Annotated in this window: 15 protein-coding genes; 6 read left to right on the top strand and 9 right to left on the bottom strand. The window is 70.8% G+C overall.

Features of this window, described 5'->3' with window-relative positions; all coding sequences use genetic code 11:
* Window positions 1-9: 9 nt before the first annotated feature.
* Window positions 10-1,332: an MBL fold metallo-hydrolase gene (locus O5O46_RS24740; protein WP_269857758.1), complete on the bottom strand. Its 1,323-nt coding sequence runs from the start codon at window positions 1,330-1,332 to the stop codon at window positions 10-12.
* 46 nt (window positions 1,333-1,378) lie between these two features.
* Between O5O46_RS24740 and O5O46_RS24735 the strand changes: the two genes are divergently transcribed.
* From O5O46_RS24735 to O5O46_RS24725, 3 genes are read left to right on the top strand one after another with little or no spacing between them, the layout of a single operon-like run.
* On the top strand, window positions 1,379-2,167 hold the full coding sequence (locus tag O5O46_RS24735; RefSeq protein ID WP_269857757.1) for a GntR family transcriptional regulator: 789 nt from the start codon (window positions 1,379-1,381) through the stop codon (window positions 2,165-2,167).
* Window positions 2,164-2,526 (top strand): rhodanese-like domain-containing protein, encoded by a 363-nt coding sequence (locus O5O46_RS24730; protein ID WP_269857756.1) that lies wholly within the window; start codon window positions 2,164-2,166, stop codon window positions 2,524-2,526. Before O5O46_RS24735 ends, O5O46_RS24730 begins: the two co-directional genes overlap by 4 nt.
* Window positions 2,523-3,275: a sulfite exporter TauE/SafE family protein gene (locus O5O46_RS24725; RefSeq protein ID WP_269857755.1), complete on the top strand. Its 753-nt coding sequence runs from the start codon at window positions 2,523-2,525 to the stop codon at window positions 3,273-3,275. The genes O5O46_RS24730 and O5O46_RS24725 overlap by 4 nt, the downstream gene beginning before the upstream one ends.
* A 52-nt stretch (window positions 3,276-3,327) precedes the next feature.
* Here O5O46_RS24725 and O5O46_RS24720 read toward each other — a convergent pair whose 3' ends face one another.
* The 3 genes from O5O46_RS24720 to O5O46_RS24710 all read right to left on the bottom strand — a co-directional run bounded on the left by O5O46_RS24720 (window position 3,328) and on the right by O5O46_RS24710 (window position 7,618).
* Window positions 3,328-4,449 carry a PLP-dependent cysteine synthase family protein gene (locus O5O46_RS24720; RefSeq protein ID WP_443072613.1) on the bottom strand — a complete coding sequence of 374 codons (1,122 nt, stop codon included), beginning with the start codon at window positions 4,447-4,449 and terminating at the stop codon, window positions 3,328-3,330.
* 74 nt (window positions 4,450-4,523) lie between these two features.
* Entirely contained in the window at window positions 4,524-6,032 is a 1,509-nt protein-coding gene (locus tag O5O46_RS24715) for a M1 family metallopeptidase (RefSeq protein ID WP_269857754.1), read from the bottom strand.
* Window positions 6,033-6,160: 128 nt separating this feature from the next.
* The gene (locus tag O5O46_RS24710; protein ID WP_269857753.1) at window positions 6,161-7,618 is read right to left on the bottom strand and encodes a peptidoglycan D,D-transpeptidase FtsI family protein; all 1,458 of its coding nucleotides are present in this window, start codon (window positions 7,616-7,618) and stop codon (window positions 6,161-6,163) included.
* A gap of 81 nt (window positions 7,619-7,699) precedes the next feature.
* Here O5O46_RS24710 and O5O46_RS24705 point away from each other — a divergent pair, with 81 nt between their 5' ends.
* From O5O46_RS24705 to O5O46_RS24695, 3 genes are all read left to right on the top strand, one after another.
* A complete protein-coding gene (locus tag O5O46_RS24705) occupies window positions 7,700-8,824 on the top strand; it encodes a PP2C family protein-serine/threonine phosphatase (RefSeq protein ID WP_269857752.1) in 1,125 nt (374 codons plus the stop codon).
* Window positions 8,825-8,938: 114 nt separating this feature from the next.
* On the top strand, window positions 8,939-9,676 hold the full coding sequence (locus O5O46_RS24700) for an ANTAR domain-containing protein (RefSeq protein WP_269857751.1): 738 nt from the start codon (window positions 8,939-8,941) through the stop codon (window positions 9,674-9,676).
* A 275-nt stretch (window positions 9,677-9,951) separates the two neighbouring features.
* Window positions 9,952-10,479 (top strand): hypothetical protein, encoded by a 528-nt coding sequence (locus tag O5O46_RS24695; protein WP_269857750.1) that lies wholly within the window; start codon window positions 9,952-9,954, stop codon window positions 10,477-10,479.
* 85 nt (window positions 10,480-10,564) lie between these two features.
* Here O5O46_RS24695 and O5O46_RS24690 read toward each other — a convergent pair whose 3' ends face one another.
* The 5 genes from O5O46_RS24690 to O5O46_RS24670 all read right to left on the bottom strand — a co-directional run bounded on the left by O5O46_RS24690 (window position 10,565) and on the right by O5O46_RS24670 (window position 15,239).
* On the bottom strand, window positions 10,565-11,344 hold the full coding sequence (locus O5O46_RS24690; protein ID WP_269857749.1) for an HAD-IIA family hydrolase: 780 nt from the start codon (window positions 11,342-11,344) through the stop codon (window positions 10,565-10,567).
* 78 nt (window positions 11,345-11,422) lie between these two features.
* Complete coding sequence (locus tag O5O46_RS24685) at window positions 11,423-12,493, bottom strand: 2-aminoethylphosphonate ABC transporter substrate-binding protein (RefSeq protein WP_269857748.1); 1,071 nt, start codon at window positions 12,491-12,493, stop codon at window positions 11,423-11,425.
* Between the two features lie 53 nt (window positions 12,494-12,546).
* Complete coding sequence (locus O5O46_RS24680; protein ID WP_269857747.1) at window positions 12,547-13,344, bottom strand: ABC transporter permease; 798 nt, start codon at window positions 13,342-13,344, stop codon at window positions 12,547-12,549.
* Window positions 13,331-14,200, bottom strand: coding sequence for a 2-aminoethylphosphonate ABC transporter permease subunit (locus tag O5O46_RS24675; RefSeq protein ID WP_269857746.1), 870 nt, complete (start codon window positions 14,198-14,200; stop codon window positions 13,331-13,333). The genes O5O46_RS24680 and O5O46_RS24675 overlap by 14 nt, the downstream gene beginning before the upstream one ends.
* The gene (locus O5O46_RS24670; RefSeq protein ID WP_269857745.1) at window positions 14,193-15,239 is read right to left on the bottom strand and encodes an ABC transporter ATP-binding protein; all 1,047 of its coding nucleotides are present in this window, start codon (window positions 15,237-15,239) and stop codon (window positions 14,193-14,195) included. The genes O5O46_RS24675 and O5O46_RS24670 overlap by 8 nt, the downstream gene beginning before the upstream one ends.
* Window position 15,240 lies beyond the last annotated feature (1 nt).

Raw genomic sequence — 15,240 nt, 5'->3', positions numbered from 1 at the left:
CGTGCCTCCTCAGCGCTGTGCAGTCATGGCGTGGGCGAAGTCGTCGTCGATCAGCACCACTTCGTGTCCGGCCCGCGCCAGCAGCGACGCGGCGACACTGGCCCGGAAGCCGCTGGCGCAGTGCACCCAGATCGTCCGCCGCGACGGCAGTTCGCCCAGCCGGTCCAGCAGTTGGTGCAGCGGGATGTGCAGTGAGCCGGGCAGGGCGCCGGTGGCCCGCTCGTCGTCGCGGCGTACGTCGAGCAGCAGCCCGTCCCCGAGCGCGGCCAGGTCCGCGAAGACCACCCGCCGGTAGGAGCACTCGCCGGGCACCGGGCCGACCGCCGCTCCGGCCGGGCGGTCGATGCCGATGCGGGTCAACTGCCGCTGGGCATCGGCGACTTGTCCGGCAGTCTCGCCGATGAGGGTGACCGGGCTGCCCCAGGGCAGCAGCCAGCCCAGGTACGTGGCGAACTGGCGGCCCAGTTCGATGCCGACCGTTCCGGCCATGTGCCCGGCCGCGTAGGCGGTGCGGTCGCGCAGGTCGACCACCCATTCCCCGGCGGCGATCCGGGACTTCAGCTCTACCGCGTCCACCGGCTGGGGCGGTGTGAGGTCGGCGGCCGAAGGGCCCTGCCGGTTGAGCGGTGCCATGTGCGCGTAGTAGGCCGGATAGGCGGTGAGGCGGGCGATCAGGCGTGCGGTGAAGGCGTCCTCGTCGGGCTCGGTGAGCGCGTCGTTGCGGGTGCGCTCGTCGGCGATGGTGGCGGTCGGACCGGCCGCCGTGGGTGCCGAGGAGCAGAAGCTGCCGAAGCCGTGGGTGGGGAAGACGGCCGCCTCGTCGGGGAGTTCGGCGGCCAGCCGCCGGGCGGAGCGGTACTGGGCCCGGGTCAGCTCCTCGGTGCGGTCGGGGTCCACCAGGTCGGTGCGGCCCACCGTGCCGTAGAGCAGCGAGCCTCCGGTGAACACCGCGGGCGGCCCCTCACCGTCGGAGATGACGTACGACAGATGGCCGTCGGTGTGGCCGGGGGTCGCCACCGCCTCGACCGACAGGCCGCCCACCGCGAGCCGGTCGCCGTCCTCCACCGGATACCGGTCGAAGGAGACCGACTCGGCGGCGGACAGCACGTACGGCACGCCGTTACGCCGGGCGAGTTCGTATCCACCGGTCACGTAGTCGTTGTGGATGTGCGTCTCCACGACCAGCCCGCAGGTCACCCCGGCGTTGGCCAGCACCGCCTCGACCCGGTCCAGGTCGCGCTGCGGGTCGATGACGACCGCGACCCGGCCGTCGTGCGCGATGTAGCTGCGGTTGCCCAGTTCCGTCGTGTCGATGACCTCGACCTCGACCATCTGCCCACCCCTTTCGTTAATGCACGAATGTACGTACATTAGGTCCGTGCAATCGAGTAGAGCAACCAAGCCGGACCGCTCCAGTCCGCTTCCACTGTGGGCCCAGGTCCGCGATGACCTGCGGGCGAGGCTGGAGTCCGGCGCGTTCCGCACCGCCTTCCCCGGCGAGCTGGCGCTGGTCGAGGAGTACGGAGTCAGCCGCCACACGGTGCGCGAGGCGCTGCGCCAACTGCGCGCCGAGGGACTGGTGATCGCCGAGCGCGGCCGTCCGCCGCGACTGGCCGTACCCGCGGAGATAGAGCAGCCGCTGGGCGCGCTCTACAGCCTGTTCCGGTCGGTGGAGGCAGCGGGCCAGGTGCAGCGCAGTGTGGTGCGGGTGCTGGACATCCGTGCCGACGGGGTCTTCGCCGCCCGGCTCGGCCTGGAGGAGTCCGCACCGCTGCTGCACCTGGAGCGGCTGCGACTGGCCGACGGCGAATCACTGGCCGTCGACCGGGTGTGGCTGCCCGCCGAGTTGGCGGCACCGCTGCTGGAGGCGGACTTCACCCACACCTCGCTCTACGACGAGTTGGCAGCCCGCACCGGCGTACGGCTGACCGGTGGCCGCGAGGTGCTGCGGGCGGTGGTGCCCACCCCGGCGGAGCGCCGGCTGCTCGGCATCGGCGAGGGCGTCGCCGCGTTCGCCGTGGACCGGCTCGGCTGCGCGGGCAGCCGCCCGGTGGAGTGGCGCCACACGCTGGTGCGCGGCGACCGCTTCACCGCCCGCGCCGAGTTCTCGGCGAAGGGCTACCGGCTGGATCTGGCGGGGGCCGGGTCCTTCGCCCTGACGAAGTGACCTTGGGGGTCGGGGTGTTGGAGGCAGTGCGGGAAGTGGATCCGCTGGAGGCCCGGGGGCTGGTCGGCTCCGGCGCGGCGGTGCTGCTGGACGTGCGAGAGGACGACGAGTGGGCGGCCGGGCACGCGCCGGAGGCCGTGCACCTTCCGCTGTCCGCGGTCGACTTCGGGGACCCGAAACTGATGGGAAGTCAACTGCTCGTCGTGGTCTGCCGATCGGGCCGCAGGTCCGCGCTGGCCGTCGAGCGGCTGCGGGCGGCGGGCCGGGCGGCGTGCAACCTGCGCGGCGGGATGCAGGCCTGGTCGGTGGCCGGGCTGCCGGTGACGTGTACCGGCGGCCAGCCCGGAACCGTCATATGACCCTGCTCGGCGTGCTCCTCGGCGGGCTGATCGGCCTGTGTCTGGGGGCACTTGGCGGCGGTGGCTCGATACTGACGGTTCCGGTGCTGGTGTACGCGCTCGGGGAGAACGCGCGATCGGCCACCACGGGGGGGCTGGTGGTGGTCGGAGTGACCGCGCTGTGCGGGGCGTGGAGCCATGCCCGTGCGGGCAACGTGCGCTGGGGCTCCGGCCTCGGATTCGGCGCGGCGGGCATCGCGGCCTCGTACGCGGGTACGGCGCTGAACAGGTCGGTGGATCCAACGGCGTTGATGCTCTGCTTCGCCGCGCTGATGGTGGTCTCGGCGGCGGCCATGTTCCGGCGCGGACGCGGTGCGGCACCGGCGCCGGAGCGGGTGGGCGGAACGCCGGTGGTGCGGATCGTCGCCTCCGGCCTGGCCGTCGGGTTCCTCACCGGTTTCCTCGGGGTGGGCGGTGGCTTCGTGATCGTCCCGGCGCTGGTGGGCGCGCTGGGGTACGAGATGCCCGTCGCGGTGGGCACCTCGCTGCTGGTCATCGCGGTCAACTCGGCGGTTTCGCTGGCCGCTCGGGCGGGCGGGGAGACGTTCCACTGGAAGGTCATCGCACCGCTGACCGCCGCCGCGGTGCTCGGCTCGCTGTTCGGCCGCCGGGTGTCGGCCCGGGTCCCCTCCGCCACGTTGCGCCGCGCGTTCGCCACGCTGACGGTGGCGGTGGCGGGATACCTCGTACTGCGGACGGCCGTGGGCTGACGGCTTGCGGGTCACGGCGCGTTCGTCCCGGCGGCGCCGGACCCGTCGCGGGTTACAACCGTCCCTCCGCCAGGAACCGCTCCAGCCGCGCCGCGTACGGCGCGACGTCGATGCCCTGGGCGGCCAGCCATTCCTCCGAGTAGTACTTGTCCAGGTACCGCTCGCCCGGATCGCACAGCAGCGTCACCACGCTGCCCCGTTCGCCGCGCGCCCGCATCTCCGCGATGATGCGGAACGCGGCCCAGGTGCCGGTGCCGGTGGAGGCGCCGGTCCTGCGGCCCAGCAGCCGCTCCAGGAGGTGGATGGTGGCGATCGCGGCGGCGTCCGGCACCCGCGTCATGCGGTCCACCGCGCCGGGGATGAAGCTGGGCTCGACGCGCTGACGGCCGATGCCCTCGATACGGGAGCCGTGGTCGGTGGTGACCGACGGATCGCCGGTGCGCCAGCCGTCGAAGAACGCGGAGTTCTCCGGGTCGGCCACGCAGACCCCGGTGCCCCGCTGGGTGTAGTGGACGTAGCGGGCGATGGTCGCGGAGGTGCCGCCGGTGCCCGCGGTGGCGACGATCCAGGACGGCTCCGGGTGCCGTTCCGACGCCATCTGCCGGAAGATCGACTCGGCGATGTTGTTGTTGCCGCGCCAGTCGGTGGCCCGCTCCGCGTAGGTGAACTGGTCCATGTAGTGGCCGCCGGTCTCCGCGGCGAGCCGGGCGGCGACCTCGTAGACCTCACAGGGGTTGTCCACCAGGTGGCAACCGCCGCCCTGGAACTCGATCAACTCGATCTTGGCCCGACTGGTGCTGGCAGCCATCACCGCGATGAACGGCACCCCGATGAGCTTGGCGAAGTACGCCTCGGAGACCGCCGTCGAGCCGCTGGACGCCTCGATCACCGGGCGTCCGGGGCGGATCCAGCCGTTGCACAGCCCGTACAGGAACAGCGAGCGGGCCAGCCGGTGCTTGAGACTGCCGGTGGGATGGGTGGACTCGTCCTTCAGATACAGGTCGACGCCCCACTCCACCGGCAGCGGCACGGACAGCAGATGGGTGTCGGCCGAGCGGTTGGCATCGGCCTGGACCTTGCCCACGGCCTCCCTCAGCCAGGCCCGGTAGGCCGGGTCGTGTCGGTTCACGTCCAGCTCGACGGACTCGGGCGGTGCGGTCATGGCATCGGTCATGTGCCCTGTATAACCGCACCGCCCTCTCAAACCGTCACTTGGGGTGACTAGCTGGTCCGGCTTTCAGCGCCTCATCAGCGGGCGTACGCGGCGTGGATCCGCGCCCAGGACTTCGGTTGCGCGGTCACCGCCAGCGCCCGCACCCCGGCCTTGGCCGCGGCGGGCGCCGCCGGGCGCTCCGGGGTGAACAGCCAGGTCTGGAACAGCTGGGCCAGCGGCTTGCCGGAGATCCGCTCCGCCAGACCCTGGAACTGCGCGAAGTCGCCGTTGCCGTAGGCGTGTTCAGTGGTCCACGCCTTGAGGATCCGGAAGAACGCCTTGTCGCCCACGGTGTTGCGCAGTGCCTGGATGGCGGCGCCGCCCCGGTCGTAGACCGCGTCGTCGAACTGGTGGGCAGCGCCCGGGTCACCGGGCTTGACCTTCCAGAACGGGTCGCTCGCCGGGTGCTGGGCGTAGACGTAGTCGGCGAGCTGCTGCGGGGTGCCCTCGCCCTGGTAGTCCGACCACAGCCACTGGGCGTAGGTGGCGAAGCCCTCGTTCAGCCAGATGTCCTGCCAGCGCTGCAGCGAGACGTCGTCACCGAACCACTGGTGGGCGAGTTCGTGCACCACCACCGAGGCGTTGGAGCCGCTGGCGAACTGCGCCGGGCTGTAGAACGGCCGGGTCTGGGTCTCCAGCGCGTAGTGGGTCTTGACGTTGGGCACGTAGCCGCCCAGCGCGTCGAACGGGTACTTCCCGAAGTACTTGCTCTCCCAGTCGATGATCTCCGCCGACCGCTCGACGCTGGCCCGTGCCGCCGCCGCGTTGGCGCCGAGGTCCGTGCTGTAGGCGTTGACGACGGGGACGCCGTCCTTGGTCCTGCCGGTGGTGATGTCGAACTTCCCGACGGCGAGCGTGGCGAGGTAGGTGGCCTGCGGCCGGTCCTGCCGCCAGCTGTAGCGGGTGCCGGTGGCGGTGTCGCGCTGGCCGGTGGGCACGCCGTTGCTGATCACCTGGAGGCCCTTGGGAACCTCCACCGACACGTCGTAGGTGGCCTTGTCCAGCGGGTGGTCGTTGCTGGGGAACCACCACCACGCCGCCTCCGGCTCGTCGGCCGCGACCGCGCCGTCCGGGGTGCGCAGCCAGGCGTTGATGCCGTTCACCGTGACCTTGGACGGCACCCCGGAGTAGCGCACCACGACCGTGGCGTCACTGCCCTTGGGCAGTGACGCGGCGGGGGTGATCTGGAGTTTGTGGGCGCCGGGGTTCTCGGTGAAGGCGGCCTGCTGCCCGTTGACCAGCACACTGCTGACGTCCAGCGAGAAGTCCAGGTCGAAGCGGGACAGGTCCTGGGTGGCGGACGCCAGGATGGTCGCGGTGCCCTGGAGCTGGTCGGTCTTCGGCTGGTACCTCAGGCGCAGGTCGTAGTGGGACACGTGGTACCCGCCGTTGCCGTACGTGGGGTAGTACGGGTCGCCGATGGTGGGCGCGCCTGGGGTCGGTGTGGCGGCTGCCGCCGGAACGGCCAGCAGCAGCGTAAGTGCGGATGCGGCGGCCGTCGCGGTCGGGGCGATGGTTCTCTTGCGCGCGTTGTCACGCAGCACTGGCCCTCCAACTGGTCCGGGAGAAGGAACAGTTGGCAGGCTATGCAGATCCTGTGAGCGGCGGCCAGCGAACCTGCCGCTGTCGACACAGAAGGTTCATGTGGCGCAACGCAATCACGCCAATCGGCTCACGAGGACTTCAGCGCCGCCTGCATCATCGCCTTGGCGATGGGACCCGCCAGCCCGTTGCCGCTGATCTCGGCGCGCACCGCGTCCGGGTCGTCGACCATGACCGCGACCGCGACCTGCTTGCCGGAGCCGGCCTTGGCGTAGGAGACGAACCAGGCGTACGGGTTGCCGCTGTTGTCCACACCGTGCTGGGCGGTGCCGGTCTTGCCGCCGACCTCGACGCCGGGGATCTGCGCGTTGGTGCCGGTGCCCTTCTGGATGACGGAGACCATCGCGTCCTGCAGCTGTTGGGCGGTGTGCTCGCTGACGGGCTGGGACATCTGCTTGGGGTCGAAGTTCTGCACCGCGTTGCCGTTGCCGTCGGTGACCTTGGAGACCATGTGCGGGGCCATCAGCTTGCCGCCGTTGGCGATGGCGGACACCACCATGGCCATCTGCAACGGGGTGGCCCGCACGTCGAACTGGCCGATGCCGGTCTGCGCCAGCGAGGACTTGGGCATCTTCGTCGGGTAGACGCTCTGCGCGGCGCGCACCGGGATGTCGAGGCTGCTGCCGTCGAACCCGAACGCGTCGGCCATCGCCTTGACCTTGTCCTGGCCGAGGTCCACCGCCATCTTGGCGAAGACCGTGTTGCAGGAGTACTCCAGCGCGGTGCGTATCGAGGCGTTCTCGCAGGGCGCCGCCGCGTTCTCGTTGCCGAGCGGGCTGACCGTGCCCGGCAGGGTGTACGGGTTGGGGCTGCTGGTCGGCTGGTCGATGGAGGAGTACAGGCCGTCCTGGAGCGCGGCGGCCGCGACGACCAGCTTGAAGGTGGAGCCGGGCGGATACGTCTGGCGCAGCGCCCGGTTGCTCATCGGCTGGCTCTTGTCGTCGCTGTACTGCTTCCAGGCCTGCGCGTCGGCCTTGGAACCACCGGCGATCTTCGACGGGTCGTAGCTGGGGGTGCTGACCATGGCGAGGACGTTGCCGGTCTGCGGGTCGATGGCGACGGCGGCGCCGTTCTTGCTGCCCAGGCCGTTGTACGCGGCCTTCTGCACGGCCGGGTCGATCGTGGTGAGCACGTCGCCGGGCTTGCCGCTGTTGCCGGTGAGCACGTTGAGCAGGCTCTTGGTGCGGGAGTCGGTGCCGTTGAGCACGCCCTGGTAGATGCCTTCGAGCTGGGTCGAGCCGTAGACCTGGGACAGTCGGCCGGTGACCGCCGCGTACAGCGGGCCGTCGGTGTAGGTCCGCTTGTACTTGAACTCAGGGCTGCTGGTCTTGGTCGACCCGGTCACGGGCCGTCCGCCCACGATGATGTCACCGAACGGGTTCGCGTACTGCGCGATCAAGTTCCGTCGGTTGTACTGGTCGTCCGCGAGTGCCTTGCCATCGACCTCCTGCACCCAGGTCACCCGCACCATGAGGGCGATGACCAGCAGGAGGGAGAAGACCGCTGTGCGCCTGATCGTCTTGTTCATCCCAGTCAAGAACGCCCACGGGACATGGATTGGTTCCAGCTCGGGACGATCTCACAGGTTCGAACCCGATATGTTCTGAATGTGTGGACCCGAGCATTCCGCAAGGCCGTCGACGCGCTGGGCGCCGTCATCTCCGCCCATCAGGGCATGACGATCCCGCTCACCGCGATCGCCGCGGTGGCCGCCGCCGATCTGCTCGCCGGGCGCAACCACTTCCTGGCCCCGATGATGGTCATGGCCCCCGCGCTGGCCGTGGTGACCACCGCCTGGAAGCGCACCCTGCTGATCGGCCTGCTGGGCGGTGCGGTACAGGCCGCTCTGATGCCGTACGACGGGGTCCTCGACACCCAGGACCGGCGCATCCTCGCCGGGATGGCCATCAGCTACCTCACCGTGGTGCTGTTCAGCGCGTACGCGTCATGGTGGCGCGAGGTGCGCACCGAGCAGTACCGGGCGGTGGTCACGGTCGCGGAGGCGGCGCAGCGCGCCCTGCTGCGCCCGCCCGGGCCACGGGTCGGCGGGGTCAGTCTGGCGGTGCGGTACGCCTCCGCGGCGGACGCGGCACAGATCGGCGGCGACCTGTACGCGGTGCTGGACACCCCGCACGGAGTGCGGGCGCTGGTCGGCGACGTACGCGGCAAGGGCCTTGAGGCGGTGCAGACCTCGGCGGTGGTGATGGGCGCGTTCCGCGAGGCGGCGTACGACGAGGGCGGGCTGGCGGGGGTGGCCCGGCGGGTGGACGCCAGTGTGCGACGGCATGTGATGGACGGGGAGTTCACCACCGCCCTGTTCCTGGAGTTCCCGGCGCAGCGCCGGGCGGCCGAGGACGCGGAGATCGAGCTGCTGCACTACGGGCACGTACCGCCGCTGCGGGTGTCGCCGGACGGGCGGGTGACCTCGCTCGATCCGCCCGAACCGTGGGTGCCGCTCGGGCTGACCGGATTCGTCCGCGGGGCGCCGGAGCCGTGGCGGGTGCCGCTCGGGGCCGACGAGGTGCTGGTGCTGTGTACCGACGGGGTCATCGAGGCGCGCGATCCACGGCACGGCGGCTTCTATCCGCTCGCCGAGCGGGTCGGCACGCTGGTGGCGGGCGCGGCGCGCGATCTGGAGGCGGCGGTCGGCCGGCTCTACGCCGATCTGCTGGGGCATGTCGGCGGAACGCTCGGCGACGACTCCGTTCTCCTGCTGCTGGCGCGTCCGCGGTAGCGGCTCCGGGTTCCGCCGCGACCGTCGGGCTCCCCCGGCGCCGGGCGCGGCTACTATTCCGGCAGAATTCCGGCGCCCTCCAGGGCCGCGCGGCAAGCGGATGTGAGTGGTGTCATGAGCACGATCCCCAGGGACCCGGCGGAACGCCCGAGGGAGCAGCGGTTAGCGGAGACGTTTGTCGAGCTTGCCGACACCCTGGTGGACGGCTTCGAGGAGACGGCGCTCCTGCGCCTGCTGGCCAGTCGGTGCCTGGAGTTCCTCGACGCGTCGGGCGCCGGGCTGCTACTGGCCGACGGCTACGGCAAGTTGCGCACCGTCGCCGTCCGCGAGGCGGCCGGACTGCTCGACCTCCAGCGGGACGGCGGCCCCGCGCTGGACTGCTTCCGCACGGCGGCGCTGGTCGGACCGGTGGACCTGGCCACGGACGGGGCGCGGTGGCCGCTGTTCGCCGAACGGGCGGTCGGCCGCGGGGTGTTCGGCACCTACGCGGTGCCGCTGCGGCTACGGGAGACGGGGATCGGGGCGCTGCAACTGTTCCGTACCGAGCCGGGGGTGCCGCACGGCGATGTGGCGCTGGCCCAGGCGCTCGCGGACGCCGCCACGATCGGGATGCTGCGGCAACGGGCCATCAATCGCAGCGAGTTGCTCGCCAGCCAGTTGCAGTCGGCGCTGGACAGCAGGGTCGCGGTGGAGCAGGCCAAGGGGATGCTCGCCGAACGGTGGGGGGTGGACATGGACGCCGCGTTCAGCGCCATGCGCCGCCATGCGCGCACCCATCGGCTGCGACTGTCCGAACTGGCCCGCCGGATAGTGGACAAATCCCTGGATTCTGAAGCTCTGCGGGACAACTGAGGCAGACCGCACGACCCCTCACCACAGCGCGATTTGCGACGAATCGCGAAACCGGTCGTTCGGCCGGTACGGCCGGACGGCGGCCTTCCGTCGCGCACCCGCACCAGGCAACCGTCGCGGTACGTGCCCGTGTTTTGACTTGGCGTCAACTCGCTCTACCCGTTGGGCGTTGGCCTGTTCTAGGGTATGTGTGTGGCCCAGGACCCCGGCCACCGTGTCGCCACCGCATCCGAGCCAAGCCGCATACCCCCGACGACGCAGGACGTGGTCCAGCCATGGTGAAGGGCACTGCTTCCGCACGCCTTCCGCTGTCCGACCCCAGACGCTCGACGTTGGATGTCTGCTGTACGTTCTCGCTGGCGCGTGCCAACGGCAGTGACGCCCTCGCGGAGCGCATGACGCACGCCGCGCTCACCACCATCGGCACCCATGACGTGCCGTGCGCGCAGATCGCCGAGGCGACCGCCCTCGCCTGCCGCTATGTCCTGGACTACGGGTACGCCCGGCGATATCGCGTCACGCTCGGCATGGACGACAACCGCTGCACGGTCTCGGTCACCGACTACGGTTACGACCAGCCGCCCGACGCCCCCGCCACCGCCGCGTTGCACGCGCCTCCCTCGCATGTCACGGCGGAGCTGTGCCATGAGCTGGCCGGGCACGTGGACGGCGTGCAGGTGCATCACGCGCTGGACGGTGCGGTGCTGGTCCGCTTCCGGACGCCGCTGCCCCGGTCGGCGGACTCCCCCGAACCTCACCCGGCCGCACCGGACACCTCCCGCAGTCCAAGCGCCCAAGGGTGAGGGCCGCCGGCCGGCGGACCTGAGGGGAGCGGGCCGCCGGCCGCGCGGGCGAACGGGAGACTACGGGCAGCCAGGGTCACTCGTGTCAGACCAACTCGACCAGGTCCGCGATCGAGTTCACCACCCGGGACGGGCGGAAGGGATGGCGTTCCACGTCATCGGGTTGGGTCAGGCCGGAGAGGACCAGGAAGGTCTCCATGCCCGCCTCGATGCCCGCGCGGACGTCCGTGTCCATGCGGTCGCCGATCATGGCGGAGGTCTCGGAGTGGGCGCCGATGGCGTTCAGGCCCGCGCGCATCATCAGGGGGTTGGGCTTGCCGACGAAGTACGGTTCCTTGCCGGTGGCCTTGGTGATCAGGGCGGCGACCGAGCCGGTGGCGGGCAGCGCGCCCTCGGCGGAGGGCCCGACCTCGTCGGGGTTGGTGGCGATGAAGCGGGCGCCCGCGTCGATCAGGCGGATGGCCTTGGTCAGCGCCTCAAAGCTGTAGGTGCGGGTCTCCCCCAGTACCACGTAGTCCGGCTCGGCGTCGGACAGGATGTAGCCGATGTCGTGCAGTGCCGTGGTCAGCCCCGCCTCGCCGATCACGTAGGCGGTGCCGCAGGGCCGCTGGTCGTCGAGGAACTTGGCGGTGGCCAGCGCCGAGGTCCAGATGTTCTCCACCGGCACCAGCAGGCCCATCCGGGACAGCCGGGCGTGCAGGTCGCGCGGGGTGTAGATGGAGTTGTTGGTCAGCACGAGGAACGGCTTGCCGGACTCCCGCAGCCGTTTGATGAACTCGTCCGCCCCGGGGAGCGGGATGCCCTCGTGGATGAGCACGCCGTCCATGTCGGTGAGCCAGGATTCGATCGGCTTGCGCTCTGCCACGGGGACGACTCCTTCACGGATGGAACGGCTCGGGATCGGGGCGGCGCCTCGAACGCGCTGCCCCGGTCCCCTCCGAGCCTAGCTGCCGGTGGCGGCCTGCCAGGCACTGACGTAGCTGTCCAACTGGCTGTTCACCTGGTTCCAGTCCGGCTGGAAGACCTGGACGCCCGACATGATCTGCTTGAGCGCATCGGCGTTCTTGTCCGTTGCGTCCACATCGGTGCGCGACGAGAAGCCACCGCCGATCGAGGAGACCTCCTGCTGGACCTGCTTGGACAGCAGGAAGTCCAGGAACTTCTTGGCGTTCTCGCTGTGCGGCGCGTTCTTCACCAGGCCCGCCGCGTACGGCAGGGCGAAGGTGCTCGGCTGGCCGCCGTCGTTCCCGGCCGGGAAGAAGATGCCCTGGTTGGGCATGGACTTCATGTCCGCGAAGTTCATCTGCACGTCACCGTTGGCGACCAGCAGCTCGCCCTTGTCGACCTTGGACGCCAGCGCGCCGGTGGACTTCGACGGGCCGACGTTGTTGGCCTGGAGCTTCTTCAGGAACGCCATGGCCGCCGGCTGGCCGCGGAAGTCGTGGAGCGCCTTGACCAGCACGGCCGTACCGTCACCCGCGACACCCGGCGTGGAGTACTGGAGCTTGCCCTTGAACTTGGCGTCCAGCAGGTCGTTCCAGGTCTTCGGGGGCTGCGGCAGCTGCTTCTTGTTGTAGATGAAGCACAGGTAGTTGTTGACGATGGAGGTCCACTCGCCGTTCGCGTCCTTGTCGATGTCCGAGACCTGGTCGGAACCCGCCGGAGCGTACTTGGCCAACAGCCCCTTCTGCTCGGCCTGTTGGATGAACGGCGGCAGCGTGACCACCACGTCCGCCTGGGTGTTGGAGCGCTCACGGATCAGGCGCTGCACCATCTCCCCGGAGCCGCCCTCGACGTAGTTGACCTTGATGCCGGTCTGGGACTGGAAGTCCTTGAAGACCTTGTCGTAGAAGCCGTCCCCGGTCTCGGACTTCAGTCCGTCGGCGCTGTAGACGGTGATCTGCTGCCCGCCGCCGGACGAGGACCCGGCGCAGCCGGTGAGGGAGGCGCCGAGGGTGAGCACGGCGACGGCGGCGGTGACGCTTCTGACGGAGAAGGCGGACGTGGCGGACATGGGGAACTCCTTTGGGGGTCTGGGGGCTTGCCCCCCGGTGAACCCACCCACCGCTACCGGTAGGTGGCTTTGGTGCGGATGCGGGAGACCGCGAGGAGGACGGCCAGCGTCGCGGCCATGAGAACCACCGCCAGCGCCGCCCCTGAGAAGAGGGCGCCGCGGTCGGTGGCGCCGAAGACACTCACCGGAAGCGGCACCCAGTTCGGCGGATAGAGCATCATCGTGGCGCTCAACTCGCCCATGGACAGGGCGAAGCACAGTGCGGCGGCGGCGGTCAGCGACGGCAGCAGCAGCGGCAGCTTCACCCGCCACAGCACGTAGGACGGCCGCGCGCCAAGGCTCGCCGCGCTCTGCTCGTACGCCGGGTCGAGGCGGGCGAGGGCGGCGCCGACCGACTGGTAGGCGAAGGCCGTCACCAGCACCGTGTGCGCCACGATCACGATGGCCGGGGTGCCGTTGAGCAGCAGCGGCGGCTTGGAGAACGCCACCAGCAGGGACAGCCCGACCACCACCGACGGCACCGCGACCGGCAGCATGAACAGCGCGTCCATCACCCGCCGTCCGCGCCGCCGCAGCGCCTGCGCGGCGAGCGCCGCCCACGTGCCGACGGCCAGCGCGGCCAGGCTGGCCACCAGCGCGGTGACCAGGCTGGTGACCAGCGCGTGCGGGGAGTCGCCGTGGGCGATCTCCTGGTAGTGGCCGAGCGTCATCCCGGAGGGGAAGGCACCGCTCCAGCCGCTGGCGAAGGACGCCACCAGGATGACCAGGAACGGCAGCGCGAACACCGGCAGGAACAGGGCGAAGAACACGGTCCACACGGCCCATCGGCCGCCTCGGCTATGCACCAGCACGACGGGCACCTCCAGTGCCACGGGCCAGGACCACCCGGTACAGGCCGTACAGCGCCACCGACAGCGCGATGTTGACCACCGCGACCACACACGCCCCCGGGTAGTCACCGTCCAGGATCGCCTTGCTGTAGACGAGCATCGGCAGCGTGGTGACGCCCTTGGCGCCGGTGAACAGGATGATTCCGAACTCGTTGAGGCACATCACCAGCACCAGGGAGCCGCCCGCGGCCAGTGACGGCAGTGCCTCCGGCCAGATCACCTGCCGTACGATGCGCGGCGCCCGGGCGCCCAGCGAGGCCGCCGCCTCGATCTGGGCGGTATCCAGCTGCGAGAAGGCGGCCAGCAGTGGCCGCATCACGAACGGCGTGAAGTAGGTGACCTCGGCGAGCAGCACGCCCCACGGGGTGTGCAGGAAGTCCAGCGGCCCCTGCGCGGCGCCGGTGGCGTCGGTCCAGATGCCGTTGACGATGCCGACCGTCCCGTAGAGGAACAGCAGCGCCAGTGTGATCAGGAAGGACGGGAAGGCCAGGAAGATGTCGATGAACCGGCTGAGCACCCGGCCGCCGGGGAACGGCACGAAGGCGATCACCAGGGCCAGGACGAAGCCCAGCACCAGGCAGCCGAGCGTCGAACCGGCCGCGATCCACACGGTGTTGAGCAGCGCGGTGCGGAATCCGGCGGAGGACAGCACCGTGCCGTACCCCGACAGGTCGTGGCCGCCGCTGTCCGGCGAGACCGACTGCCACACCACCAGGGCCATCGGATAGAGGAAGACCAGTCCGAGCCCGGCCAGCGGCGGCACCGCCCACAGCCAGCGGGGAACCCGCCGCGGGGCGGCGAGGGCGAGGCTAGCCATCGGCCACCCCCGCCGCCAGCAGCACCGCGTCCTCGGCCGCGAAGTGCACGGACACCGGCTCGCCGAGCGCGGGCGGGGTGCGCAACTCCCTTACGTCCGCCTTGATCTGGTGGCCGTCCACGTCCACCAGCACCCGGTGGGTGGCACCCCGCCACTGCACCTCGGCGACCGTGCCGCGCAGCGCGTTGGGCCCCTCCCCCAGGCCGACCAGGTGCGGCCGTACACACAGTGTCGCGGTCGCGCCCGGCGCCACACCGTCCACCGGAACCTTCAGTTCCGTGGCGCCGAAGCGGACCGCGCCACCGTCCACCGTGACCGGCAGCAGATTGGCGTTGCCGACGAAGGAGGCGGTGAACTCGGTGCGCGGCCTGCGGTAGAGGTCCTGCGGGGTGCCGCAGTCCCGCAGCCGCGCCCGGTCCATGACCGCGATCCGGTCGGCGAGGGTCAGCGCCTCGATCTGGTCGTGGGTGACGTAGAGGATGGAGACATCCGGCAACTCTCGGTGCAACCTGGCGAGTTCGGCGAGCATCCCGGAGCGCAGCTGCGCGTCCAGCGCGGACAGCGGTTCGTCCAGCAGCAGCACCTCGGGCCGGATGGCCAGCGCGCGGGCGATCGCCACCCGTTGCTGCTGGCCGCCGGACAGCTCCCGCGGATACCGGCGGGCGTAGCCCTCCATGCCGGTCATCCGCAGCGCCTCGGTGACGCGCTCCGTGATCCGTGCGCGAGGCACCTTCCGCGCCTTCAGGCCGAAGGCGACGTTCTGTTCCACCCGCAGGTGCGGAAAGAGCGCGTACTGCTGGACCACCATGCCGATGCCGCGCCGGTACGGGGGCAGCGCGGTGACATCGCGGCCACCGATCAGCACCCGCCCGGACGCCGGGGTGACGAACCCGGCGACGGCCCGCAGCGCGGTGGTCTTGCCCGACCCCGAGGGGCCGAGCAGTGCCATGACTTCGCCGGGTTCCACGGTCAGGTCGAGGGAGTCAAGGACGGTGTTGTCCCCGTACCGGACGGTGACCGAGTCGAACCGGATGCCCATC

The sequence above is a fragment of the Streptomyces sp. RPT161 genome (assembly GCF_027533845.1).
In the GTDB taxonomy this organism is placed as follows: domain Bacteria; phylum Actinomycetota; class Actinomycetes; order Streptomycetales; family Streptomycetaceae; genus Streptantibioticus_A; species Streptantibioticus_A silvisoli_A.
The sequence above is the reverse complement of the archived record's forward strand: the minus strand, read 5'-3'. Positions and strand labels throughout refer to the sequence as shown.

Bases quoted from the DNA above. Each gene is read 5' to 3' on its own strand.
- O5O46_RS24740 (WP_269857758.1), bottom strand. From the start codon at position 1,332: ATGGTCGAGGTCGAGGTCATCGACACGACGGAACTGGGCAACCGCAGC.
- O5O46_RS24725 (WP_269857755.1), top strand. From the start codon at position 2,523: ATGACCCTGCTCGGCGTGCTCCTCGGCGGGCTGATCGGCCTGTGTCTG.
- O5O46_RS24720 (WP_443072613.1), bottom strand. From the start codon at position 4,449: ATGACCGATGCCATGACCGCACCGCCCGAGTCCGTCGAGCTGGACGTG.
- O5O46_RS24710 (WP_269857753.1), bottom strand. From the start codon at position 7,618: ATGAACAAGACGATCAGGCGCACAGCGGTCTTCTCCCTCCTGCTGGTC.
- O5O46_RS24700 (WP_269857751.1), top strand. From the start codon at position 8,939: ATGAGCACGATCCCCAGGGACCCGGCGGAACGCCCGAGGGAGCAGCGG.
- O5O46_RS24695 (WP_269857750.1), top strand. From the start codon at position 9,952: ATGGTGAAGGGCACTGCTTCCGCACGCCTTCCGCTGTCCGACCCCAGA.
- O5O46_RS24685 (WP_269857748.1), bottom strand. From the start codon at position 12,493: ATGTCCGCCACGTCCGCCTTCTCCGTCAGAAGCGTCACCGCCGCCGTC.
- O5O46_RS24675 (WP_269857746.1), bottom strand. From the start codon at position 14,200: ATGGCTAGCCTCGCCCTCGCCGCCCCGCGGCGGGTTCCCCGCTGGCTG.
- O5O46_RS24670 (WP_269857745.1), bottom strand. From the start codon at position 15,239: ATGGGCATCCGGTTCGACTCGGTCACCGTCCGGTACGGGGACAACACC.